The sequence below is a fragment of the Streptomyces smaragdinus genome (genome assembly GCF_009604385.1).
GTDB lineage: Bacteria > Actinomycetota > Actinomycetes > Streptomycetales > Streptomycetaceae > Streptomyces > Streptomyces smaragdinus.
The window spans coordinates 148,949-170,806 of the sequence record NZ_WEGJ01000003.1 but is presented as its reverse complement, the minus strand read 5'-3'; the positions used below and the strand labels follow the sequence as shown (position 1 = coordinate 170,806).

23 protein-coding genes, 1 pseudogene and 1 riboswitch are annotated in these 21,858 nt (G+C 73.9%); of the genes and pseudogenes, 11 read left to right on the top strand and 13 right to left on the bottom strand.

Annotated features, from left to right (window positions below; all coding sequences use genetic code 11):
* Positions 1–19 precede the first annotated feature (19 nt).
* From SRB5_RS06930 to SRB5_RS06905, 6 genes are all read right to left on the bottom strand, one after another.
* The gene (locus SRB5_RS06930; protein ID WP_323377208.1) at positions 20–859 is read right to left on the bottom strand and encodes an ECF transporter S component; all 840 of its coding nucleotides are present in this window, start codon (positions 857–859) and stop codon (positions 20–22) included.
* Positions 856–2,595 (bottom strand): ABC transporter ATP-binding protein, encoded by a 1,740-nt coding sequence (locus SRB5_RS06925; protein ID WP_153450545.1) that lies wholly within the window; start codon positions 2,593–2,595, stop codon positions 856–858. Before SRB5_RS06925 ends, SRB5_RS06930 begins: the two co-directional genes overlap by 4 nt.
* Positions 2,592–3,713 carry a CbiQ family ECF transporter T component gene (locus SRB5_RS06920; protein WP_153450544.1) on the bottom strand — a complete coding sequence of 374 codons (1,122 nt, stop codon included), beginning with the start codon at positions 3,711–3,713 and terminating at the stop codon, positions 2,592–2,594. Before SRB5_RS06920 ends, SRB5_RS06925 begins: the two co-directional genes overlap by 4 nt.
* Positions 3,710–4,336 carry an SCO2322 family protein gene (locus SRB5_RS06915; protein WP_323377207.1) on the bottom strand — a complete coding sequence of 209 codons (627 nt, stop codon included), beginning with the start codon at positions 4,334–4,336 and terminating at the stop codon, positions 3,710–3,712. The genes SRB5_RS06920 and SRB5_RS06915 overlap by 4 nt, the downstream gene beginning before the upstream one ends.
* On the bottom strand, positions 4,333–5,529 hold the full coding sequence (locus SRB5_RS06910; RefSeq protein WP_153450543.1) for a prenyltransferase/squalene oxidase repeat-containing protein: 1,197 nt from the start codon (positions 5,527–5,529) through the stop codon (positions 4,333–4,335). Before SRB5_RS06910 ends, SRB5_RS06915 begins: the two co-directional genes overlap by 4 nt.
* 155 nt (positions 5,530–5,684) lie before the next feature.
* Positions 5,685–5,755, bottom strand: a riboswitch (cobalamin riboswitch).
* A gap of 84 nt (positions 5,756–5,839) precedes the next feature.
* Positions 5,840–6,454 (bottom strand): TetR family transcriptional regulator, encoded by a 615-nt coding sequence (locus SRB5_RS06905; protein ID WP_153450542.1) that lies wholly within the window; start codon positions 6,452–6,454, stop codon positions 5,840–5,842.
* Between the two features lie 171 nt (positions 6,455–6,625).
* On the opposite strand from SRB5_RS06905, the gene SRB5_RS06900 reads away from it, so the two are divergent.
* Genes SRB5_RS06900 through SRB5_RS06890 form a run of 3 tightly spaced genes read left to right on the top strand, consistent with a single transcriptional unit; the run spans position 6,626 to position 9,758 of the window.
* Positions 6,626–7,936, top strand: coding sequence for a glycosyltransferase family 4 protein (locus tag SRB5_RS06900; RefSeq protein ID WP_323377206.1), 1,311 nt, complete (start codon positions 6,626–6,628; stop codon positions 7,934–7,936).
* Positions 7,930–8,679 carry a class I SAM-dependent methyltransferase gene (locus tag SRB5_RS06895; protein ID WP_323377205.1) on the top strand — a complete coding sequence of 250 codons (750 nt, stop codon included), beginning with the start codon at positions 7,930–7,932 and terminating at the stop codon, positions 8,677–8,679. The genes SRB5_RS06900 and SRB5_RS06895 overlap by 7 nt, the downstream gene beginning before the upstream one ends.
* On the top strand, positions 8,676–9,758 hold the full coding sequence (locus SRB5_RS06890) for a prenyltransferase (RefSeq protein ID WP_323377204.1): 1,083 nt from the start codon (positions 8,676–8,678) through the stop codon (positions 9,756–9,758). Before SRB5_RS06895 ends, SRB5_RS06890 begins: the two co-directional genes overlap by 4 nt.
* On the opposite strand, the gene SRB5_RS06885 is transcribed toward SRB5_RS06890, so the two are convergent.
* Positions 9,751–10,041, bottom strand: coding sequence for a hypothetical protein (locus tag SRB5_RS06885; protein WP_194292864.1), 291 nt, complete (start codon positions 10,039–10,041; stop codon positions 9,751–9,753). The genes SRB5_RS06890 and SRB5_RS06885 overlap by 8 nt on opposite strands.
* Before the next feature lie 129 nt (positions 10,042–10,170).
* Between SRB5_RS06885 and SRB5_RS06880 the strand changes: the two genes are divergently transcribed.
* From SRB5_RS06880 to SRB5_RS37425, 3 genes and pseudogenes are all read left to right on the top strand, one after another.
* Positions 10,171–10,755 carry a hypothetical protein gene (locus SRB5_RS06880; protein ID WP_323377203.1) on the top strand — a complete coding sequence of 195 codons (585 nt, stop codon included), beginning with the start codon at positions 10,171–10,173 and terminating at the stop codon, positions 10,753–10,755.
* Between the two features lie 43 nt (positions 10,756–10,798).
* Positions 10,799–11,142 (top strand): annotated as a pseudogene (locus tag SRB5_RS37430) (maleylpyruvate isomerase N-terminal domain-containing protein); the annotation flags it as partial.
* 24 nt (positions 11,143–11,166) lie between these two features.
* Positions 11,167–11,568, top strand: coding sequence for a maleylpyruvate isomerase mycothiol-dependent enzyme family protein (locus SRB5_RS37425; protein WP_323377200.1), 402 nt, complete (start codon positions 11,167–11,169; stop codon positions 11,566–11,568).
* Here SRB5_RS37425 and SRB5_RS06870 read toward each other — a convergent pair.
* The 4 genes from SRB5_RS06870 to SRB5_RS06855 all read right to left on the bottom strand — a co-directional run bounded on the left by SRB5_RS06870 (position 11,481) and on the right by SRB5_RS06855 (position 14,664).
* Positions 11,481–12,029 (bottom strand): GNAT family N-acetyltransferase, encoded by a 549-nt coding sequence (locus SRB5_RS06870; RefSeq protein WP_153450541.1) that lies wholly within the window; start codon positions 12,027–12,029, stop codon positions 11,481–11,483. The two genes, SRB5_RS37425 and SRB5_RS06870, sit on opposite strands and share 88 nt — an antisense overlap.
* 70 nt (positions 12,030–12,099) lie before the next feature.
* Positions 12,100–12,966: a hypothetical protein gene (locus tag SRB5_RS06865; protein ID WP_323377199.1), complete on the bottom strand. Its 867-nt coding sequence runs from the start codon at positions 12,964–12,966 to the stop codon at positions 12,100–12,102.
* Positions 12,967–13,120: 154 nt separating this feature from the next.
* On the bottom strand, positions 13,121–13,990 hold the full coding sequence (locus SRB5_RS06860; protein ID WP_323377198.1) for an N-acetylmuramoyl-L-alanine amidase: 870 nt from the start codon (positions 13,988–13,990) through the stop codon (positions 13,121–13,123).
* Between the two features lie 23 nt (positions 13,991–14,013).
* Positions 14,014–14,664 (bottom strand): class I SAM-dependent methyltransferase, encoded by a 651-nt coding sequence (locus tag SRB5_RS06855; RefSeq protein WP_153450538.1) that lies wholly within the window; start codon positions 14,662–14,664, stop codon positions 14,014–14,016.
* Positions 14,665–14,766: 102 nt separating this feature from the next.
* Between SRB5_RS06855 and SRB5_RS06850 the strand changes: the two genes are divergently transcribed.
* Complete coding sequence (locus SRB5_RS06850) at positions 14,767–16,209, top strand: MFS transporter (protein ID WP_153450537.1); 1,443 nt, start codon at positions 14,767–14,769, stop codon at positions 16,207–16,209.
* A gap of 101 nt (positions 16,210–16,310) precedes the next feature.
* Positions 16,311–17,168, top strand: coding sequence for a MaoC/PaaZ C-terminal domain-containing protein (locus SRB5_RS06845; protein WP_153450536.1), 858 nt, complete (start codon positions 16,311–16,313; stop codon positions 17,166–17,168).
* On the opposite strand, the gene SRB5_RS06840 is transcribed toward SRB5_RS06845, so the two are convergent.
* Positions 17,155–18,318 carry a hypothetical protein gene (locus tag SRB5_RS06840; protein ID WP_153450535.1) on the bottom strand — a complete coding sequence of 388 codons (1,164 nt, stop codon included), beginning with the start codon at positions 18,316–18,318 and terminating at the stop codon, positions 17,155–17,157. The genes SRB5_RS06845 and SRB5_RS06840 overlap by 14 nt on opposite strands.
* A gap of 176 nt (positions 18,319–18,494) precedes the next feature.
* Between SRB5_RS06840 and SRB5_RS06835 the strand changes: the two genes are divergently transcribed.
* Genes SRB5_RS06835 through SRB5_RS06825 form a run of 3 tightly spaced genes read left to right on the top strand, consistent with a single transcriptional unit; the run spans position 18,495 to position 21,223 of the window.
* Positions 18,495–19,358: a Nif3-like dinuclear metal center hexameric protein gene (locus SRB5_RS06835; protein WP_323377197.1), complete on the top strand. Its 864-nt coding sequence runs from the start codon at positions 18,495–18,497 to the stop codon at positions 19,356–19,358.
* Entirely contained in the window at positions 19,355–20,098 is a 744-nt protein-coding gene (locus tag SRB5_RS06830; RefSeq protein ID WP_194292863.1) for a zinc ribbon domain-containing protein, read from the top strand. The genes SRB5_RS06835 and SRB5_RS06830 overlap by 4 nt, the downstream gene beginning before the upstream one ends.
* A 6-nt stretch (positions 20,099–20,104) precedes the next feature.
* Positions 20,105–21,223, top strand: coding sequence for a bifunctional RNase H/acid phosphatase (locus SRB5_RS06825; RefSeq protein WP_153450534.1), 1,119 nt, complete (start codon positions 20,105–20,107; stop codon positions 21,221–21,223).
* Here SRB5_RS06825 and eda read toward each other — a convergent pair.
* Positions 21,213–21,851 carry a bifunctional 4-hydroxy-2-oxoglutarate aldolase/2-dehydro-3-deoxy-phosphogluconate aldolase gene (gene eda, locus SRB5_RS06820; RefSeq protein WP_153450533.1) on the bottom strand — a complete coding sequence of 213 codons (639 nt, stop codon included), beginning with the start codon at positions 21,849–21,851 and terminating at the stop codon, positions 21,213–21,215. The genes SRB5_RS06825 and eda overlap by 11 nt on opposite strands.
* Positions 21,852–21,858 lie beyond the last annotated feature (7 nt).

Below are 21,858 nucleotides of genomic sequence, written 5' to 3'. Positions count from 1 at the left end.
GATGTGAGATGAACGCCCGTCAAAGGGAGTTCATTCCTCCACTTTGTTCGAATTGTACGGGGGTGCCGAACGCGGCGCGCCGGGTTGCGCGGCGGAGCGCCTTCAGTACGGGGGTGCCGAGGAGGAGTGTGCAGACGGCCGTCGTCAGCGCGCGGCCGAGGTCCCAACCCATCGATGTGGTCAGGCAGTACGCCAGGAACCGGCCCAGGTTCTCGGGCAGGGGGGCGCCGGGGACGAAGTCGACGTTCGTGCCGCCGCCGGCGGTCGTCAGGGGCCAGCCCTGGAAATTCATGACTATCCCATAACCGAACGAGGCGATTACTCCATACGGGGCGAGCAGCCACAACTCGGCCCGTCCGCGCACTCTCTCCGCGCCCGGCAGCAGGCCCGCACCCAGGCACACCCACCCCATCGACAGCATCTGGAACGGCATCCACGGGCCCACGCCGCCCGTGAGCAGCGCGGACGCGAAGATCGTGGTCGCGCCGAGGACGAAGCCGAAGCCCGGGCCCAGGACCCGGGAGGCCAGGATGAGGAGGAAGAACATCGGTTCCAGGCCCGCAGTCCCCGCGCCGAGGGGGCGCAGGGCGGCGCCGACCGCCGCCAGGACGCCGAGCATCGCGATCGCCTTCGCGTCCAGGCCCTCGTCGGCGATCGACGCGACGATCACCGCGATGAGGAGGGGGAGGAGCAGGGCGAAGAGCCAGGGCGCCTCGGCGGAATGGTCCAGGACGGTGGAGTCGCCGGCGGCCAGGAGGGGCCAGCCGAAGGCGCCGACGCCGATCAGGGTCACCAGGGCCAGGGCGGCTGTGGCTCGGGGGCCGAGGCGGATGGGGTTCGTTTTACGGGGGGTGGTCACGCGGCGGCCTCCAGGGCGCGGCGGATCTGGGGGACCGTCAGCCAGGGGCCGGTGCCGAGGATCTTTGTGACCTGGGGGGCGAAGGCGGGGGAGGAGACCACCACCTCGGCCATGGGGCCGTCGGCCACCACCTCGCCCTCGGCGAGGATCACCACGCGGTGGGCGAGTTCGGCGGCCAGTTCCACGTCGTGGGTGGCCAGGACTATGGCGTGGCCCTCGGCGGCGAGCTGCTTGAGGACCGTGGCCAGGCGGTGTTTGGCGGCGTAGTCGAGGCCGCGGGTGGGTTCGTCGAGGAGGATCAGGGCCGGTTTCGCCGTGAGGATCACCGCGAGGGCCAGGGCGAGGCGCTGGCCTTCGGAGAGGTCGCGGGGGTGGGTGTCGTCCGTGATGTCCGGGAGGAGGGTGGTCACCAGGGCTCGGGCGGTGCCTCTGGGGGCGCCGGCGTCCTTGTCGGCCGCGGCGCATTCCGCGGCGACCGTGTCGGCGTAGAGGAGGTCGCGGGGGTCCTGGGGGACGAGGCCGGTGCGGCGGAGGAGGGTTTTGGGCGGGGTGTCCTTGGGGGGTTCGCCTCCGACGCGGACGGTGCCTGTGGTGGGGGTGTGGAGGCCGGTGAGGGTGCGGAGGAGGGTGCTTTTGCCTGCGCCGTTTCGGCCCATGAGGGCGATTGTTTCGCCGGGGGCGATTTTGAGGGTTAGGTTGCGGAGGGCCTCGGTTCTGTTGCGGCGGACGGTTACGTTCGTCAGCTCCGCGGGGTGGCCTCCGGCCGGGGGTGGGGTTTGCTTGCGGCGGAACAGGGCGTGGCGTATGCCTGCCTTTGCGCGTGGTGCGTCGGGCGTCGATGGCTGCGGTCCGCTGTGCCCACCCGTCCCGCCATGCGGGACGCCTGCCCACAGCGTTGTGGGGGTTTCGTCGAGCGTGACCCCCGCGAGTTGTTCCCGCAGGGGGGATGCCTGGCGGCGGGCGTCTCGGACCGACAGGGGGAGAGGCGTCCAGCCTGCGAGGCGGCCCAGGGAGACTACCGGGGGGTAGACCGGGGAGATCGCCATCATCTCCGGGGGCGTGCCGGTCAGGGGGGTTGCGGCGGGGGTCGGGAGGACGATCACCTGGTCCGCGTACTGGATCACCCGTTCCAGGCGGTGTTCCGCCAGGAGGATGGTCGTGCCCAGGTCGTGGACCAGGCGTTGCAGGACCGCCAGGACCTCCTCCGCCGCCGCCGGGTCCAGGGCCGACGTGGGTTCGTCGAGGACCAGGACGCGTGGGTGCGGGGTGAGGACCGAGCCGATCGCCACCCGCTGCTGCTGGCCGCCCGAGAGCGACGCGATCGGGCGGTCGCGGAGGTCCGCCAGGCCCAGGAGGTCCAGGGTCTCCTCGACGCGGCGGCGCATGGTGTCCGCGGGGAGGCCCAGGGACTCCATGCCGTACGCCAGCTCGTCCTCCACGGTGTCCGTGACGAAGTGCGACAGCGGGTCCTGGCCCACCGTCCCCACCAGGTCGGCCAGCTCGCGCGGGGGGTGGTCGCGGGTGTCGCGGCCCCCGACGGTGACCCTGCCGCGCAGGGTGCCGCCGGTGAAGTGCGGGACGAGGCCGCTGACGGCGCCCAGCAGGGTCGACTTGCCGACCCCGGAGGGGCCGACGAGCAGCGCCAGCTCCCCCTCGGGGACAGCCAGGTCCACGCCCGACAGCGCGGGGGCGGGGGCGCCGTCGTACACGACGGAGACGTTGTCGAACCGGATCAAGAGGACTCCTTGGCGGGCGCCCGTACGGGCACGGGTGCGACGAAGGCGGGCAGCAGGCCGGCGAGCAGGCCCAGCGCCGGCCACAGGGGGAGTTCGGGCGCCGTCAGCGGGACGACGCCGGGGCGCATCGCCTCCGGGGCGTACCCCGCCGCGCGGACGGTGAGCGCGGCGACCGCGGCCCCCGACGCCGCGACCAGCCACGACCGGGCACCGAAGCGATCCGGCCGGTAGCGGGTGCGTACCGCCCGCCGGCCGCCGAGCCGCAGTCCCGTCAGCGCCGCCGCGAGCCCCAGGAGCAGCAGCGGCATCCCGTACCGTGCGCCCTCCGCGGCGAGCAGCCCGTACGTGCCGGCGCACACCCCGAGCAGCCCGCCCAGGGTGAGCGCGCTGGTCGTACGGCGGACACCGCGCGGCACCGAAGCGCTGCGCCCGTACCCCCGGGCGTCCATCGCGGCGGCGAGCGCCACGGAACGCTCCAACGCGCCCTCCAGCACCGGCAGTCCGACCTGCAGCAGCGACCGCAGCCCCCGGTCCCCCCGCCCCCGCAGCCGGCGGGCGGCGCGCAGCCGGGACACGTCGGCGACGAAGTGCGGGGCGAACGTCATCGCCACCACCACGGCCACCCCCGCCTCGTACAGCGCGCCCGGCAGCGACTTCAGCAGCCGCGCCGGGTTGGCCAGCGCGTTCGCCGCCCCCACACAGATCAGCAGGGTGGCCAGGGTGAGCCCGTCGTACAGCGCGAACAGCAGCGACTCGGCGCTCACCCGCCCGCCCAGCCGGATGCCCTGCGCCCAGCCGGGCAGCGGGACCTCGGGCAGCGTGAACAGGATGTGCGTACCCCCGATGGGCGAGCCCAGCAGCACCGCGAACACCAGCCGGATCACCAGCACCGCCAGCCCCAGCTTGACGAACACGGCGTACGACCGGGCCCACGGCGCGTCGGTGCGCCGGACCGCGACGACGTATCCCGCGACGGCGATGATCAGCCCCAGCAGCAGCGGGTTGCCGGTACGGGACGCGGCGACGGCGAGGCCGAGCGCCCAGAGCCACCAGGCGCCCGCGTGAACCGCGTTCCCCCGGTGTGCCTCGGGCGCCCGGAGGCGCTGGACGGTACTCATGCCCGGCGGCGCCGCGCCTGCCACACGCCGGCCGCGCCCAGCAGCACGACGGCGGCACCACCGGCGATCAGCCCGGCGGAGGGGCCGGAGTCGGAAGCCGGGGCCGGGGCGGCCTTCTTACCCGCAGACGACACGCTCTCCCCGCACCCCACCGCCGGATACCCCGCGATCGCGCACAGCATCCCGCTCTGCCCGAACCGCAGCGGCTCGGCCACCTCGGCCAGCGCGTCCGCCGCCGTGGCGTCCTGAGGCACCACCGCGCACACCGACCGCTGCCCCGGCGGCTTCGAACCGTCCACGGAGTCCCGCGCCGTCCCGAAGTCCAGCACGAAAGCCACCCGCTTGCGCCCCTTCTCCGCCGCCGTGTCCGAGCACACCGCCGCGAAGTCCGCCGCCCCCCGCGGCTTCGTCGCGTCGGCGGAGTTCACGCTCACCGCGAACCGGAACCCGACGACATCCCCGTCCCCGGGCCGCGCGGTCCCGGCGCCCTGCCGGGCGTACGACCACGCCGAGCCGTCCTGCTCCCAGAACGACCAGTACCGGTACGTGCCCGCGTGCGCCGTCCCCGCGCCCCCCAGCACCGCGAGCAGCGCGGCGAGGGGGACGAGAACGAGCCGCTTCACGCGTTCTTCCGGCGCATGCTGACGAGCAGCCCGCCACCGATCCCGGCGACCAGCCCGACACCGACGATCACCCAGACGACGGTGGCCGAGCCGCCGTCGTCGTCCTTCTCGGCGGCCTTGGCCTGCGGCTTGGCGGCAGCCGAAGGCGCCGGCCCCGTCTTGTTCAGCGCGGCCACCAGATCCGTACCGGCGAACGACTTCGGGTCCTTCCCCACGGCATGAGCCGTCAGCACCAGCGTCCCCAGCGCCGCCGGGCTGCCCTTCGACCACGCGGCCGAGTTCCCCTCCAGCCACGCGTACGACTTCAGCGCCGCACCCTTGTGCCCGCCCGCGGCCAGCGCGAGCGTCGCCCACGCGGTGGTGTTCGGGTCGGGCGCCTTGGCGCTGAGGTCCTTCAGGAACCCGCCGTTGGCGTCGATCCGCCCGGCCAGGAACGCGTCCGCGGCCTCCGCCGCGTCCTCGGCGGAGGCCGCGGCGGCGCACGCCGGCGCCTTGACCGGGGTGTCCGCACCGGGCGGGACGACCAGACCCGTACCGCGCCCGGCGAGGGCGGCGGCGGCCGAGGCGTACTCGTTGGAGTAGAGCTTCCCCTTGTCGGGGGTGAAGGCGTACGAGCCCTGCTCACCGGCCTTCGCGGAACACGGCATCCGCAGCGCGGCCAGCCCGTCGAAGGGCGACTTGCCGTCCTTCAAGACCTCCGCCGGCTTCTCCCCGGCGGCGACGAGCGCCCCCGTCACCACGGACGTGGAGTTGGCGTCGCTGGCGCCGCCCGGGTTGTACGGGAAACCGCCGTCCTTGTTCTGCACCCCCTTCAGCCAGGTCACGGCCTTGCCGACCACCGCGTCCTGCCCGCCGAGCGCGGCCAGGGCCTGCACGGACAGGGCGGTGGCGTTGGTGTCCTCGGTCTTGGCGTCGCACGCCTTTGCGGTGTCCTCGCGGTACGCGGCGAACCCGCCGTCCGCGCACTGCTGCCCGGTCAGCCAGGCCACCGCCTGCTTCGCGGGCGTGACCCCGGCGGTGTCCTGCGCGAGCATCGCGAGGGAGGTGCGCCAGACCCCGTCGTACTGCGGGTCGGTGGTGCCGTAGAGACCGTCGGCGTCCTGCGCGACGGCGGCGGGGGCCGCGGCGGTGCACAGGGCAGCGGTCGCGGCGAGGGCCGCGAGGGCGCGGCGGGGACGGTAGAGGTGAGCCATGGTGTGTCCGGTGCCTTCCTTGGGCCGGGCACGGCACCGTCCGAGGCATTCCCGGTGACGGGGGCGCTCCGGGCACCGGGCTCAGCTCCGTATTCCTCGACGGTGCGGGCCGTCCGCGGTCCGGACGGCTCGGGAGAGCCTGCGCGTCCGTCACGGGTGTTCCGGCTCACGCGCCCGGGGGCGCGCTCACGGTTGCGGGTCAGCGCCGGTCTCGCACCGGCTTCCCCCGCGAGGACAGGGCCACCTTACCGGGGTGTTACGCCGACCGGGTGACGCGTGGGAGAGGAGTGGGTCACAGGGAGAACGGCGTTCACAGGTCCAGCAGCCGGCAGGCCGTCTCGAGGTCCGTACGGACCTGCGCGGTGGACGCGCGCCCCGACAGCCAGGTGATCAGCACCGAGTGCCAGGTGTGCACGATCACCCGGACCGCCGACAGCTGGGCGGCGGTGGGGCGGCCCGGGAGGGCCATCGCGTCCAGGACGATCGTCGTCGTCAGCCGGGAGACCGCGGCCACCTCGGGACTCGCCGAGCGGTCCGCGAAGGTCAGGGCCCGCATCATCGCGTCCGCCAGCTGCGGCTCGCGCTGCATCGCCCGGAACGCCCGCTGCAGGGTGCCCGCCACCCGGGCGCCCGCCGTGGCCCCCGTCGGGGGACGGTCGCGCAGGGTGTGGTGGAGGAGCCGGAGCTGGTCGTCCATGGTGGCGACCAGGAGATGCACCTTGGACGGGAAGTACCGGTACAGCGTGCCCAGCGCCACCTCCGCCCGCTCGGCGACCTCGCGCATCTGCACCGCGTCGAAGCCGCCGCAGCCCGCGAGTTCCGTGCTGGCGAGCAGGATGCGGCGCCGCCGGGCCTCCTGCCGCTCGGTGAGCGGCGCGCCCGCCGGGGCGGCGATCTGCCGGGACTTGTTCGGGGTCGTGGTCATGGGGTCCACAGGATGACATCGGTGAGCCGTGGCGTGAATCACCCGACCGGCCCCCTCGACCGGGGCTACCAGCCGGTAGATTCGTGCTCCTGATCGAGGAGTCTGAAACTTGTTCTAGATTAGCGTGAGCGGTTACGCTCCGGCAGAACTGCAGTGAGAAGGGGGCCAGGCGTGACCGCTGAGGTGCCGCTGCGCATCGCATTGCTCAGCTACAAGGGCAACCCCTACTGCGGCGGCCAGGGCGTCTACGTACGCCATCTGTCGCGCGAACTCGCCCGCCTCGGCCACGACGTGGAGGTCATCGGCGCCCAGCCCTACCCGGTGCTGGACGAGATCCCCGGCGTCCGCCTCACCGAGCTCCCCAGCCTCGACCTGTACCGCCAGCCCGACCCGTTCCGCACCCCGAAGCGCGAGGAGATCCGCGACTGGGTGGACGCGCTCGAGGTCGGCACCATGTGGACCGGCGGCTTCCCGGAGCCCGTCACGTTCAGCCTGCGCGCCCGCCGGCTCCTCGCCGCCCGCCGCGGCGACTTCGACGTGATCCACGACAACCAGACCCTGGGCTACGGCCTCCTCGGCGGCCCCCGCGCGCTGGGCGCCCCCCTGGTCACCACGATCCACCACCCCATCACCGTGGACCGCCGTCTCGACCTCGCCGCCGCGGCCGACTGGAAGCGCCGCGCCTCGGTACGCCGCTGGTACGGCTTCACGACGATGCAGAAACGCGTCGCCCGCCGCCTGCCCTCCGTGATCACGGTCTCCGGCTCGTCCCGCGACGAGATCACCGCCGACCTGGGCGTACGCCCCGACCGGATCCACGTCGTCCCGATCGGCGCCGACGTCGGCCTCTTCTCCCCGGACCCGTCCGTGCCCGTGGTCCCGGGCCGGATCGTCACCACGTCCAGCGCGGACGTCCCCCTCAAGGGCCTGATCCACCTGGTGGAGGCCCTGGCCAAGGTCCGTACCGAGCAGCCGCAGGCCCATCTCGTCGTCGTCGGCAAGCGCGCCGACGACGGCCCCGTGGCCGCCGCGATCGAGCGGTACGGGCTCGGCGACGCCATCCGGTTCGTCAAGGGCATCTCGGACGCCGAGCTCGTCGACCTGGTACGCGGCGCCGAGATCGCCTGCGTCCCGTCGCTGTACGAGGGCTTCTCCCTGCCGGCCGCCGAGGCCATGGCCACCGGCACCCCGCTGGTCGCCACCACCGGCGGCGCCATCCCCGAGGTCTCCGGACCCGACGGCGAGACCTGTCTGGCCGTCCCCCCGGGCGACGCCGGCGCGCTGGCCGCCGCCCTGGTCCGGCTGCTCGGCGACCCCGGGCTGGGGCGCCGCCTCGGTGCCGCCGGCCGGGAGCGGATCCTGGCCCGGTTCACCTGGGCCGCCGCGGCCCGGGGCACCGCCGAGCACTACCGCGCGGCCATCGCCGCCGCCCCCGCGCGTCCCGCCGCCCGCCCCCGCCCCCAGCAGGAGTCCCCGTGCTGACCGTCGACTTCACCCGCTTCCCGCTCGCCCCCGGCGACCGTGTGCTGGACCTCGGCTGCGGCGCCGGACGGCACGCGTTCGAGTGCTACCGGCGCGGCGCCCGCGTCGTCGCCCTGGACCGCAACGCGGACGAGATCCGCGAGGTCGCCAAGTGGTTCGCGGCGATGAAGGAGGCCGGCGAGGCCCCGGCCGGCGCCACCGCCACCGCGATGGAGGGCGACGCCCTCGCGCTGCCGTTCCCGGACGACAGCTTCGACGTCGTGATCATCTCCGAGGTGATGGAGCACATCCCCGACGACAAGGGCGTCCTCGCCGAGATGGTCCGTGTCCTCAAGCCCGGCGGACGGATCGCCGTGACGGTGCCCCGGTACGGGCCGGAGAAGGTGTGCTGGGCGCTGTCCGACGCGTACCACGAGGTCGAGGGCGGACACATCCGCATCTACCGGGCCGACGAACTCCTGCGCAAGATGCGCGAGGCCGGGCTGCGGCCGTACGGGACGCATCACGCGCACGCGCTGCACGCCCCGTACTGGTGGATCAAGTGCGCGGTCGGCGTCGACAACGACAAGGCGCTGCCCGTGCGCGCGTATCACAAGCTGCTGGTCTGGGACATCATGAAGAAGCCGGTGGCCACCCGGGCGGCCGAGCGGCTGCTCAACCCCGTGCTCGGCAAGAGCTTCGTCGCGTACGCCACGAAGCCGCACCTCCCGCGCGCCGCGGTCGCCGAGACGGGGCGCGCGTGACGAGTCCCGGGCGTACCGAACGGCTCGTCCTGCCCGGCGTGCTGACCGCCGAGCAGGCCGCCGCCACGGTGGCCGGCATCGTCGCCGTACAGCGCGCGGACGGCGCCGTCCCGTGGTTCCGCGGGCACCATCTCGACCCGTGGGACCACACCGAGGCGGCCATGGCGCTGGACGCGGCCGGCGAGCACGACCGCGCCGAGCGGGCGTACGACTGGCTGCGCCGGCACCAGCTGCCGGACGGGTCCTGGTACGCGGCCTACGCGGACGGCGACGCCGGTGCCCCGACCGACCGGGGGCGGGAGACGAACTTCGTCGCGTACCCAGCCGTCGGGATCTGGCACCACTTCCTGTCCACCGGCGACGACGCGTTCCTCGAGCGGCTGTGGCCCACCGTGCGCGCGGCCACCGGGTTCGTGCTCGAACTCCAGCAGCCCGGCGGGCAGATCGGCTGGAAGCGCGAGGAGGACGGCACGGCCGTCACCGACGCGCTGCTCACCGGCAGCTCGTCCATCCACCAGGCGCTGCGGTGCGCGCTGGCCGTCGCGGAGGCCGTCGGGGAGCCGCAGCCGGACTGGGAGCTGGCGCTGGGGCAGCTGGGGCACGCCATCCGGTGCCATCCGGACCGGTTCCTGGACAAGGCCCGCTTCTCGATGGACTGGTACTACCCCGTCCTCGGCGGCGCCCTCACCGGGCCGGCCGCCAAGGAGCGGATCGAGGAGGGCTGGGACCGCTTCGTCGTCCCCGGCCTCGGCGTGCGCTGTGTGTCCGACCGGCCCTGGGTGACCGGCGGCGAGAGCGCCGAACTGGCGCTGGCGCTGTGGGTGATGGGGGAGTCGGAGCGCTCGGTCGAGATCCTGCGGTCGATCCGGCATCTGCGCGCGGAGGAGCACGGCGGAATGTACTGGACCGGATACGTGTTCGAGGACGACGCGGTGTGGCCGGTGGAGCTCACCTCCTGGACGGCGGGGTCGATCCTGCTGGCCGTGGCCGCGCTCGGCGGGGACGAGGCGACCACGGCGGTGTTCGGCGGCGAGCGGCTGCCCGCCGGACTGGAACCGGACTGCTGCCTCTCTACTTGAGCTTGTCCACGCCGCGGGCCAGGGTGTGCCCGGCGGCGAGGTACACGACGGCCGCGATGCCGTAGTTGAGCAGCACCTGCCACCAGCCCGGGTCGACGAGGAACATGTCGTGGGACCAGCCGGCGAGCCAGCCGGCCAGATCCCGGACGAAGTCCACGAACTCGTTCGCCCGGTTCGCGTCCAGCGCGTACAGCACGATCCACAGGCCGATGACGAGCGCGGCCAGGTCGGTGACGACGAGAATCGCGACGGACGCCGGCTTTCCTCCATAACGTTTCGCCATATCGGACGGATGTCCGTCATGACGGACGGTAAACGCTCGTTCGTACGGGCCCGTCCGAGTGGCGGGGCACCGGCGGCCGGGTGATCCTGCGACAGAGATCGGGGATCCCATCCGCCGAGGAGGAACGTCGTGCGCACCCCGTTGCGTCGAATAGCCGTCACGGTGCTGCTGAGCTGCAGCCTCGTGGCCGGCGTCACCGCGTGCAGCAGCACCGAAGCCAAGCGTCCCGAGAGTTCCCAGCGGGCGGCCGCCGCGGCGGCCGTACCGGCCCAGACGACACCGTCGCCCTCGCCCACGGCGACCCGCGAGAGGCTCAACCGGACGAGGTTCGCGGCCAACGCGGGGCTCGCGGCGGGCGCCACCTATCAGTGGATCATCAAGCCCTTCCGTGAGGGCAAGTTCAAGCGGGGCGCGGACGGCCGTACCTTCGCCCTCATCAAGGCGGGTCTGGCCGGCGCCTTCGCGTACAACCGGCTGAAGGCGGCGCAGAAGAACGCCCAGGGCGACCCGATCCTGGAGAAGGCCCTCGCCCCGATCACCGGTGGCGTGGAGGCCCTGCGGAGCCTCGGCGGCAAGCTGCGCCGGGGGCAGGTCGACGAGAGCGGCATCGGCGGCGTCGAGGACCTCCTGAACGGCTTCAAGTCCGCGGGCAAGGAAGCCGGCGTCGACGTGGTCCCGAAGGTCCCATCCACCGGCCAGCTGAGCGGCGGCTGAAACTCCCTGGTAGGCGGCGTGGCGGTGCCCGTAGGGTGCCGCCATGCCGCCGCTTGAGCACGAGCGCTACTGCGCCGAGATCATCGAACAGACCCGTCTGCTGCGGGAGTCCGTCCATGGCGCGGATCTCTCCGTACGAGTCCCCACCTGCCCCGACTGGACGCTCCGCGACCTCGCGGTGCACGTCGGCGGTTCGCACCGCTGGGCGGCGGAGACCGTCCGCCTCCGCGCGGACCAGGAGGTCGCGGACGAGGACGTCCCGGGCTTCTTCGGCCCGGCGGCGGACGCCGGGCTGGACGCCTGGCTCGGCGAGGGGGCGGACCTGCTCGCGCCGCCCTGCGGGAGGCCGGCCCCGACACGGCGGTGTGGACCTGGGCCCCCGCGCGGAACGCCGGTTTCTGGGCCCGCCGGATGACGCACGAGACCCTGATCCACCGCGCGGACGCCGTGTCCGCCACCGGGACCCCGTACCCCGCCGCACCGGAGGTGGCGGCGGACGCGATCGACGAGTGGCTGGAGATCCTCACCCTGCACCGCGAGGACGAGGACGCCGCCCCCCTGCGCACCCCGGAGTACGCGGGCAAGTCCCTCCACCTGCACGCCACGGACGCCCCCGGTGCGGAGTGGCTGATCGAGCTGACCCCGGACGGCTTCACCTGGAACCACTCGCACACGAAGGCCACCGTGGCGCTGCGCGGCCCGCTGACGGACGTCCTGCGGGTGTTCTACCGTCGGCTGCCCCCGTCCGGCGCGGAGGTGCTGGGCGACGCGGAGCTCCTGGACTCCTGGCTGACGTGGGCGTCCTGGGGCTGAACAGCCCGCCGGTAGACCTGCCGTGAACCGCCCTCCGGGCCCGGGCCGGTGAGTTCGGCCGGGGCGAAGCCGAGCCGCTCGTAGAACACCCGCGCCCCGCTCGCCACCGCGCCCGGATGATCGGCGCCGAAGGTCACCACCTCCAAGGTGCCGGGCCCCCGGACGAACCGGCCGATCGCCTCCGCCAGCAGCGCCCCGCCGACACCCGTGCCGCGCGCTCGCGCGGAGACGACCAGCCAGTGCACGTGGTATACCGGCGGCTCGGCGCCGAAGAGCAGACCGCCCAACAGCCGCCCGGACTCCGGGGAGTCGGCCACCAGCGCCAGGGACCGGCGGATGTGGCCGGCGACGGCCTCGTGGAAACCGGGCTCGTCGACCATGGGACCGAACCAGTGCTCGACCTCGGCCGCGAGGCCGAGGAATCCGGGAAGGTCCTGATCCTGCGCGAGTCTGACGATCATCCCGGCAGTGTGGCAGAGAAAACGCCCCCCGGTCCGGGCGGACCGAGGGGCGATCACATCGTACGGAACGTCAGCCCCGCTGAATCCCGTTGGTGTCCTGGAGCAGGCCGCGGCGGCCGTCCTGGGTCTGGGCGATCAGGCCGTTGCCGCGCTGCTCCACCGCCAGATACCAGGTGCCCGGGGTGAGGTCGGCGATGCGGGACGGGGAGCCGTCCTCCGCGTACAGCGGGCGCTGGGCCGGGACCGCGAACCAGAACGGCGAGAACGCCGCGCCGCCCGCGCCGGGCCCCGCCTGGTTCGGCATGGGGGCGGGCGCCGGCCGCTGGTCCTGCTGCGGCGGCTGCTGACCGTAGGACGGCTGCTGCGGCTGCTGCTGACCGTACGGCTGCTGGCCCTGCTGCGGGGCGCCCGGGTAGCCGTAACCCGGCTGGCCGGGGCCGCCGTACGGCTGCGGCTGCTGCGGCCGGGGACCCCCGGCCGGCATGAGCGGGGCCTTCAGCGCGGGGACCGCGCCGCCGGCGACGGCGCCGCCGGCCAGGGCCAGCGTCGCGAGCAGGGCGAGCCACCCGCCGATGCCGGCGCTGGCGCCCTCCGGCGAGTTCACCAGCGCGAACAGCATGCTGAGCAGCGAGCTGATCGCGAAGCCGATGCCCAGCTGGTCCAGCGAGAGACCGGCTGGCTTACGGCCCTCCGGCATCGACCGGCCGACGACGATGAGCGCCGCCGCGATGACACCCGCGAGGAAGACCGCGAAACCGACCGTGTAGTAGTCGCCCGCCCAGCCGTTCGGGGCCTTGTCGTTGATTCCGTCGCACTGCGCCGAGGACAGACCCTCGGGGCAGTCGGCCACATAGAACTTGAGGAACGAGGCGATGAACAGCAGCAACGCTGCTCCGATCACTACGCCGTCGCCCCGAGTTAGTGAGCGGATGTTCACGAGATGTCCTTTGCAGGTCGTGTGGCTGATGCTGGTTCTGTTGCCGGCGCGGCTTCCGCACCCGGTGGTCCGCAATGGTCGCCCATCGTACGGGCCCCGTCTGACACGGCGGTCACCCTCCCCCCGTCTGTCCCCCTGGCCGTGCGGTCGCCGACTACCCGTTGAGGTAGGCGGTGATGCCGTCCACGATTCCGTGCGCCGCCCGCTGCCGCCACCCGCCGGCCGTCAATTGTGCGGCGTCCTTGCTGTCGCGCATATTGCCGCATTCGATGAACACTTTGGGCACGGTCGAGAGATTAAGTCCGCCCAGATCGCTCCGAACGGTGAATCCGCTGCCCCCGCCCAGGTAGTTGCTGACGTCGCTCCCGGTGCGTTTCTCGAACGCCTTTCGTACGGCGAGCCCGAGTTCGCGCGAAGGACCCGCGATCTTCCGGGTGTCCGCGCCCCCCGCGGATATCGCCTTCGGCAGGATCACGTGGAACCCGCGCTGCCCCGGCCCCGCGCCGTCCGCGTGGATGGACACCACCGCGTCCGCGTGCGCCTCGTTGCCGATGGCCGCCCGCTCGTCGACGCACGGCCCCCACGCCCGCTGCCCGTCCTGCGTCAGCTTCACCGTCGCGCCCTGCGCCCGCAGCAGCGTCCGGGCGCGGCGGGCGACGTCCAGGGTGAAGCGCGCCTCGGCGTAGCCGCTGTCGGTGGCCGCGCCCGTGGTGTCGCACTCCTTGGCGTTGGTGCCTATGTTCACCTTGCGGTTGATTTCGGCGGTGTGGAGGCGGTTGTTCGGGTTGTGTCCCGGGTCGAGGACGACGACCTTGCCGGTCAGCGGCTTCTTGTCGATCCGCGGCTCTACGCCGGCCTTCGACGGGCTCGGCCGCGCGCTCGGGGACGAGGCCGCCGCGCGCGGCTCCTTCGGGCCGGCGTCCTCCCCGTCCGTGTACTGCCAGAGCAGCCAGCCCGCGAACACGGCAGGGACCGCCGGCGCCAGGAGGAACCAGGCTCGCTTACGGCTGTTCTGTGCAGACACGCGTGCGATCGTAGCGGGGTCGCTCAGCCCGCCGTACCGTTACGGCGCCGCAGCACCCGCAGCGAGCGCGTGACGGAGATCTCGTCGAACTCCCCGGACTCCAGCGCCCGCCGGTAGATCCGGTACGGCGCCTGACCGCCGTCCGCCGGGTCCGGGAACACGTCGTGGATCACCAGCAGCCCGCCCGGCGCCAGATGCGGCGTCCACCCCTCGTAGTCGGCCGTGGCGTGCTCGTCGGTGTGCCCGCCGTCCACGAACACCAGGCCCAGCGGCGTCCCCCACAGCGCGGCGGCCCGCGGCGAGCGGCCGACCAGCGCCACCACGTACTCCTCGAGCCCCGCCCGGTGCAGCGTGCGCCGGAACGTCGGCAGCGTGTCCATCACGCCCAGCTCCGGGTCCACCACCGTCGGGTCGTGGTACTCCCAGCCGGGCTGCTGCTCCTCGCTGCCCCGGTGGTGGTCGACGGTGACAGTGATCACACCGGCGGCCCGCGCCGCGTCCGCGAGCAGCACCGTGGAGCGGCCGCAGTACGTGCCGACCTCGAGCAGCGGCAGCCCCAGCCGCCCCGCCTCGACGGCCGCCGCGTACAGCGCCAGCCCCTCGTCGGCGGGCATGAAGCCCTTGGCCGCCTCGAAGGCGGCGAGGATCTGCTTGTCAGGCGTACGGGGCTCCATGCGCGTCACCTTATGCGTACCCGGTCGTAGGTCCTGAGGCAGACCCGTGATCAGCCGATAAGCCGATGCGTGTACGCCGCAGGGGTTGATTGGATGGCCCGTATGGTCGACTCATCCCAGGCTCCGCCCGTCATATCCGCCGCCACCGGAAAGCGGCGGACCCCGCCGCTGTGGGCGGTGACCGCGGTGGCCTGCGCCGGCCAGTTCCTGATCATCCTCGACGTGTCCGTGATGAACGTCGCGCTGCCCCCGATCCGCGCCGACCTCGGGCTCTCCGGCGCGGGGCTGCAGTGGGTGCTGAACGCGTACACGATCACCTTCGCCGGGCTGCAGCTCCTCGGCGGACGCGCCGGCGACCTCTTCGGACGCAAGCGGGTCTTCCTCTTCGGGCTCGCCCTCTTCACCCTGGCCAGCCTCGCCGGGGGGCTCGCCCAGGAGTCGTGGCAGCTGATCGCCGCCCGCGCCGTGCAGGGCGTGGGGGCGGCCGTGCTGTCGCCGTCGACGCTGACCCTGGTCACGTCCGCCGTCCCGGAGGGGGCCGCGCGGTCGCGGGCCATCGGGACGTGGACGGCGGTGGGCGCGGGCGGCGGGGCGTCCGGCGGGCTGATCGGGGGTGTGCTCACCGACGCGCTGTCGTGGCGGTGGGTGCTGCTCATCAACGTGCCCATCGGGGCGCTGGTGTTCGCGGTGGCCGTGCTGTGGCTGGGGGAGAGCCGGGGGGCGCGCAGCCGCCTCGACCTGCCGGGGGCGGCGCTCGTCACCGGCGGGCTGGGGGCGCTGGCGTACGGGATCGTGCAGACGGAGAGCGAGGGCTGGGGGTCGGCGCGGGCGCTGGCGCCGATGCTGGGCGGGCTGGCGGTGCTGGCCGTGTTCGTGTGGGTCGAGTCGCGGACCGCCGCGCCGCTGATGCCGCTCACGCTGTTCCGGCTGCGGTCCATCGCCACCGCGAACGTGGCGATGTTCGCGATCGGCGCGGGGATGTTCGGGTCGTGGTATTTCCTCACCCTCTATATGCAGAACGTGCTCGACTACTCGCCGCTGCGGGCGGGACTCTGCTTCCTGCCGCTGTCGCTGATCATCATCGTCGGGTCGAAGCTCTCGCCCCGGCTGATGCCCCGCCTCGGTACCAAGCGCACCGCGCTCGTGGGCTGCGCGGTGTCGGTCGGCGGCTACTTCTGGATGAGCTTCGCGCTGTCGGCGCACGGCAGCTACGCCGGGTCCGTGCTCGGGCCGGGGCTGCTGATGATGTTCGGCGCCGGGCTGCTCACCACGCCGCTGGTCAACGCCGGCACCTCGGGGGCGCCGGCGAAGGACGCGGGGCTGGCGTCCGGGCTGGTCAACACGGCGCGGCTGATGGGCGGGTCGGTGGGCCTGTCCGTACTGGCGACGACGGCCGCGGCGCGCTCCGGGGACTCGGAGAGCGCCGCGGCGCTGAGCGACGGGTACGCGCTGGCGTTCCGGACGAGCGCGTGGCTGCTGGTGGGGACGCTGGTGCTGATGTGGCTGGTGCTGCCGGTGGCCCGCCGGCAGGTCAGCGCCCCATGACCAGCACGTCCTCGGCGGCACCACGGCTGAGGGCGATTCCGGCGGGGCCGGTAGGGTCGCCTGATCGGCGCCGCGCCGGCGCCCGACCCGCGAGGAGCCGTATGCCCATCGACGCCGCCCGGGCCGTCGCCGCCGACCCCAAGGTCACCCGGTTCGCCTGGACCCCCGCGGACGTGCAGCTCTACCACCTGGGCATCGGCGCCGGCCGCCCCGCCACCGACCCGGCGGAGCTCCGCTACGTCCTGGAGGACCGCCTCCACGTCCTCCCCTCCTTCGCCGCGGTGGCCGGCGGCGGCATGGCCGGCGACGGCGGCGGCGTCGACATGCCCGGCATCGACGTCGACCTGACCCGGGTCCTGCACGCCGGCCAGCGCGTCACCCTCCACCGCCCGATCCCCCCGTCGGGCACCGCCACCCGTACGACCCGCGTCACCGGGGTGTACGACAAGGGCACGGCAGCACTCCTCGACGTCCGCTCCGAGGTCACCGGCGACGACGGCCCCCTGTGGACCACCGACTCCCGGATCCACGTCCGCGGCGAGGGCGGCTTCGGCGGCGACCGCGGACCCTCGGCCCGTACGGAACCCCCGCACGGCGCCCCGGACCGGATCCTCGAACGCCCCACCCGCGAGGACCAGGCCCTCCTCTACCGCCTGTCGGGGGACTACAACCCCCTGCACGCCGACCCGGAGTTCGCCCGCCGCGCCGGCTTCGACCGCCCCATCCTGCACGGCCTCTGCTCGTACGGCATCGTCCTCAAGGCCGCCGCCGACACCGAACTCGACGGCGACGTCACCCGGATCCGCTCCTACGCCACCCGCTTCACCGGAGTCGTCTTCCCCGGCGAAACCCTCCGCATCCGCCTCTGGCGCACGGAGAAGACGCTGAGGCTCACCGCCACCGCCGCGGACCGCGACGACGCCCCCGTCCTTACCGGCACCACGCTCACGTACCAGTAGTCCCCAGCGGCGCCTCCCGCAGCGGCACCGGACGCGGCACCCGCTGCCACGGACCGGGGGCCCGCGCCGCCCCCTCGGCGGGCGCGGGCTCCGGGGACGCCGGCCGCTCGGGCGGGGCGTCCGGCGTCGCCGCGGGCCGGTGACCGGGATCCGGCAGGGTGATCCTGGCCAGCCCGCAGAGCTGGTCGGCCGTGGCGTACGGCAGCCGCAGCTCCCCGCCCGCCGACCACAGCCCCGCCCCCGTGACCCACCCCAGCGGCGGCGGCAGATGCCGCAACTCCCGGTCCCCCGGCCGCCACACCCCCAGCCAGCTCCCCGCCGGCCCGTCCAGCCGCAGCGCCACCCCGCACCGCTCCGGCGTCAGCACCTGACCGGGCTGCACCGCGATCGGCGTGACCCGCACCCCCGGCATCCGCAGCGTGAACCGCACCGGCCGCGTCCCGCCCAGCACCCCCCAGCCGAGCCGGTCCCCGAGCTCCGGCGCGTCGGACCGTACGAGCAGCAGCCCGCTGTCCGGATCCGCCAGCAGCAGCCGGTCGTTGCTCTCCTCCGTGATCTGCAGCAGCGGGCTGACCTCCCCGCCGCGCCCCAGGTCCACGGCGACCGTCTTCGTCCGCCCGGCCAGCTCCCGGTCCACCGCCAGCAGCCCGCCCCCGGCGTCCAGCCACTGCCCGCCCGTACACCGCCCGGGGAGCTCCGCGACGGCCGACGGCTCCGATCCGGGGCGCACCAGCCACAGCACCGTCGCCTCCGCGCCCGGCGCCAGCGCGTACACCTCGCACCGCCCGCGCGGCGGCGGGACCAGCCGCAGCTCCCCGGCCTCCACCGACCCGCACTCCTGCTCCCCGGTGGCCGGGCCCGACGGATACAGCAGCGTCAGCTCATGCCGCCCGTCGGCCATCCTGCGGATCAGCACCCGGCCGTCCGGCAGCGGCAGCACCGAGCTCCCCGGCTCCTCCGGCCGGCGGCACGGCAGCGGCACCGCGTACGGCTCCGGGCCGTCCAGCGTCCAGCGCTCCGGATACCAGTTCTCCGCGCGATCCGTGGCCAGGCAGGCCGCGTACGAACCGTCCGCGGCGACCGAGAACCCCGTCCGCCTGGCCGCCGTCGCGTCCCCCGCCGCCGTCTCCACCCCTGCGGTCGTCGTCATGTCCGGTGCCACCTCCCGGAGTCCGAACGTACGGATCGCACTTCCACACGAACAACATGAGTCGGTGACCTTCACACATAAGGGTGGCGGATCGGGCGTTTCCCCGACCGTCCTCGAGCGGCTGTGCTGTCGCCCGGGGCGAGGTGAGCCGCGCAGGTGGCGGTAGCCTTGCCCCCGTGCCTGCTCTCCATGACGTCATCGCCGCCCTCGAAGGACTGTGGCCCGCGGACCGGGCGGAGTCGTGGGACGCCGTCGGTACGGTCTGCGGCGACCCCGAGGCGTCCGTGAGCCGGGTCGTGTTCGCCGTCGACCCCGTGCGGGAGGTCGTCGACGAGGCGGTGAAGCTGGGCGCCGATCTGCTGGTCACGCACCATCCGCTCTATCTGCGCGGCACCTCCACCGTCTCCGCGGCCGGCTTCAAGGGCCGCGTCGTGCACACCCTGATCAAGCACGACATCGCGCTGCACGTCGCCCACACCAACGCCGACCGCGCCGACCCCGGCGTCTCCGACGCCCTCGCCGGCGCCCTCGGCCTGCGCGTCACCGGCCCCCTCGTCCCCGACGAGACCGACCCCGCCGGCCGCCGGGGCCTCGGCCGGCTCTGCGAGCTCGACGCCCCGCTCACCCTGCGCGCCTTCGCCGACCTGGCCGCCGCCCGGCTGCCGCGCACCGCGCAGGGCGTCCGGGTGGCCGGCGACCTCGACCGCGAGGTGCGCACCGTCGCCGTCTGCGGCGGCTCCGGCGACAGCCTCTTCGCCGACGTACGACGGGCCGGCGCCGATGTGTACGTCACGGCCGACCTGCGCCACCACCCCGCGTCCGAGGCGCAGCAGCGGGACTGGGCCGCCGGCCCGCCGCCCGCGCTGGTGGACGCCGCCCACTGGGCCACCGAACACCCCTGGTGCGAGCAGGCCGCCGCCCAGCTCGAGGAGATCTCCGACCGGAACGGCTGGGGCCTGCGCGTGCATGTCTCCGGCCTGGTCACCGATCCCTGGACGTCCCTATCCACCCCTCCTCACTCCACGGAGCGATCAGCTTGAACGCCGCGTCCGCAGACCAGATCCGCCTCCTCGACGTACAGGCCCTCGACGTCCGGCTCACCCAGCTCGCGCACAAGCGCAAGAGCCTCCCCGAGCACGCCGAGATCACGGGCCTCGAAGCCGACCTGAAGCAGCAGCGCGACCTGCTCGTCGCCGCGCAGACCGAGGAGTCCGACACCGCCCGCGAGCAGACCAAGGCCGAGCAGGACGTCGACCAGGTCCGCACCCGCGCCGCCCGCGACCAGAAGCGGCTGGACTCCGGCACGGTCAGCTCCCCGAAGGACCTGGAGAACCTGCAGCGCGAGATCGCCTCCCTGGCCCGCCGCCAGAGCGACCTCGAGGACGTCGTCCTGGACGTCATGGAGCGCCGCGAGTCCGCCCAGGAGCGCGTCGCCGAGCTCACGGGCCGGGTGGAGTCCGTCGAGACCAAGACCGCCGAGGCCGTCTCCCGCCGCGACGCCGCGACGGCGGAGATCGACGCCGAGGTGGCCTCCGTCGGCAAGGAGCGCGAGGTCGTCGCCGGCTCCGTACCGGCCGACCTGCTCTCCCTCTACGACAAGCTGCGCACCCAGCAGGGCGGCGTGGGCGCGGCCCGGCTCTTCCAGAAGCGCTGCGAGGGCTGCCGCCAGGAGCTCGCGATCACCGAGCTCAACGAGATCCGCGCGGCGGCCCCCGACACCGTCCTGCGGTGCGAGAACTGCCGTCGCATTCTGGTCCGTACGCCCGAATCCGGTATCTGAGCGTCCATGCCCGAACGGTTCGTGATCGAGGCCGACGGCGGCTCCCGGGGCAACCCGGGCCCCGCCGGCTACGGCGCCCTCGTCCGTGACGCGGCGACCGGCGGGGTGCTGGCGGAGGCCGCCGAGTACATCGGGGTGGCGACGAACAACGTCGCCGAGTACCGGGGCCTGGTCGCCGGACTGCGGGCCGCGTACGCGCTGGACCCGACGGCGGGCGTGCTCGTACGGATGGACTCCAAGCTCGTCGTGGAGCAGATGTCGGGGCGCTGGAAGATCAAGCACCCCGACATGAAGCCCCTGGCCGCCGAGGCCAAGGGCGTCTTCCCGCCCGGGCAGGTCTCGTACGAGTGGATCCCCCGGGAGAAGAACAAGCACGCGGACCGGCTCGCCAACGAGGCCATGGACGCGGGCAGGCGCGGCGAGCGGTGGTCGCCGCAGGCGTCGGCCGCCGAGGACTCCGCGCGCACGCCCGCCGTCGGCTGGGGCTCCGCCGATCTCGGCGCCCCCACCACGCTGGTCCTGCTGCGGCACGGGGAGACCGCTCTCACCCCGCAGAAGCGCTTCAGCGGGGTGATCGATCCGCCGCTGTCCGACGTCGGCCGCCGCCAGGCCGCCGGCGCGGCCGCGATGCTGGCGGAGCGGGGGACCGTGCAGGCCGTCGTCAGCTCACCGCTGGGGCGGTGCCAGGAGACGGCGCGGGTGGTCGCCTCGCGGCTGGGCCTGACGGTCGAGACCGACGAGGGGCTGCGGGAGACGGACTTCGGCGCCTGGGAGGGGCTGACGTTCGCGGAGGTCCAGGAGCGCTGGCCCGACGATCTGACCGCGTGGCTCGGCTCGCCGCAGGTGGCGCCGACGGGCGGCGGCGAGTCCTTCGCGGCGGTCGCCCGCCGGGTGGCGGCTGCCCGGGACCGGCTGCTGGAGCGGTTCCCGGGGCGGACGGTGCTGGTGGTCACCCATGTGACGCCGATCAAGCAGCTCGTACGGCTGGCGCTGGGGGCACCGCCGGAGGCGCTGTACCGGATGGAGCTCTCGGCGGCGTCCCTGTCGGCGGTGGCCTACTACGCGGACGGCAACGCGTCGGTGCGCCTGGTGAACGACACCGGCCATCTGCGCGCTACGAGCTGAGCGCCGCCGCCTCGGCGGCCAGCTTCTCCACCCGGCCCCAGTCCCGCGCCCCGACCGCGTCCGCCGGCAGCATCCACGACCCGCCCACGCACGCCACGTTCGGCAGCCGCAGATAGGCCGGCGCCCCGGCGGCGGTCATCCCGCCCGTCGGACAGAACCGCACCTGGGGGAAGGGCGACACGAGCGCCTTCAGATACGGCACCCCGCCCGCCGCCTCGGCGGGGAAGAACTTCATCTCCGTCACCCCGCGTTCGAGCAGCCCCACGACCTCCGACGCTGTGGACACCCCCGGGAGGAACGGCAGGTTTGACTTCTGCATCGCGTCGACCAGCGCCGGCGTCCACCCCGGGCTGACCAGGAACCGCGCGCCTGCCTCGGCCGCCCTTTCGACGTCCGCCGCCCGCAGCACCGTCCCCGCGCCCACCACGGCCTCCGGCACCTCGGCGGCCACCGCCCGGATCGCGTCGACGGCGGCCGGTGTCCGCAGGGTGATCTCCACCGCCCGCAGCCCCCCGGCGACCAGCGCCCGCGCGAGGGGGACGGCCTGCTCGGCGTCGTCCAGGACGACGACGGGGATGACGGGGGCGATGTCCAGGACGGACGACGGTACGGCGTTCATACGGGCCATCCTGCCG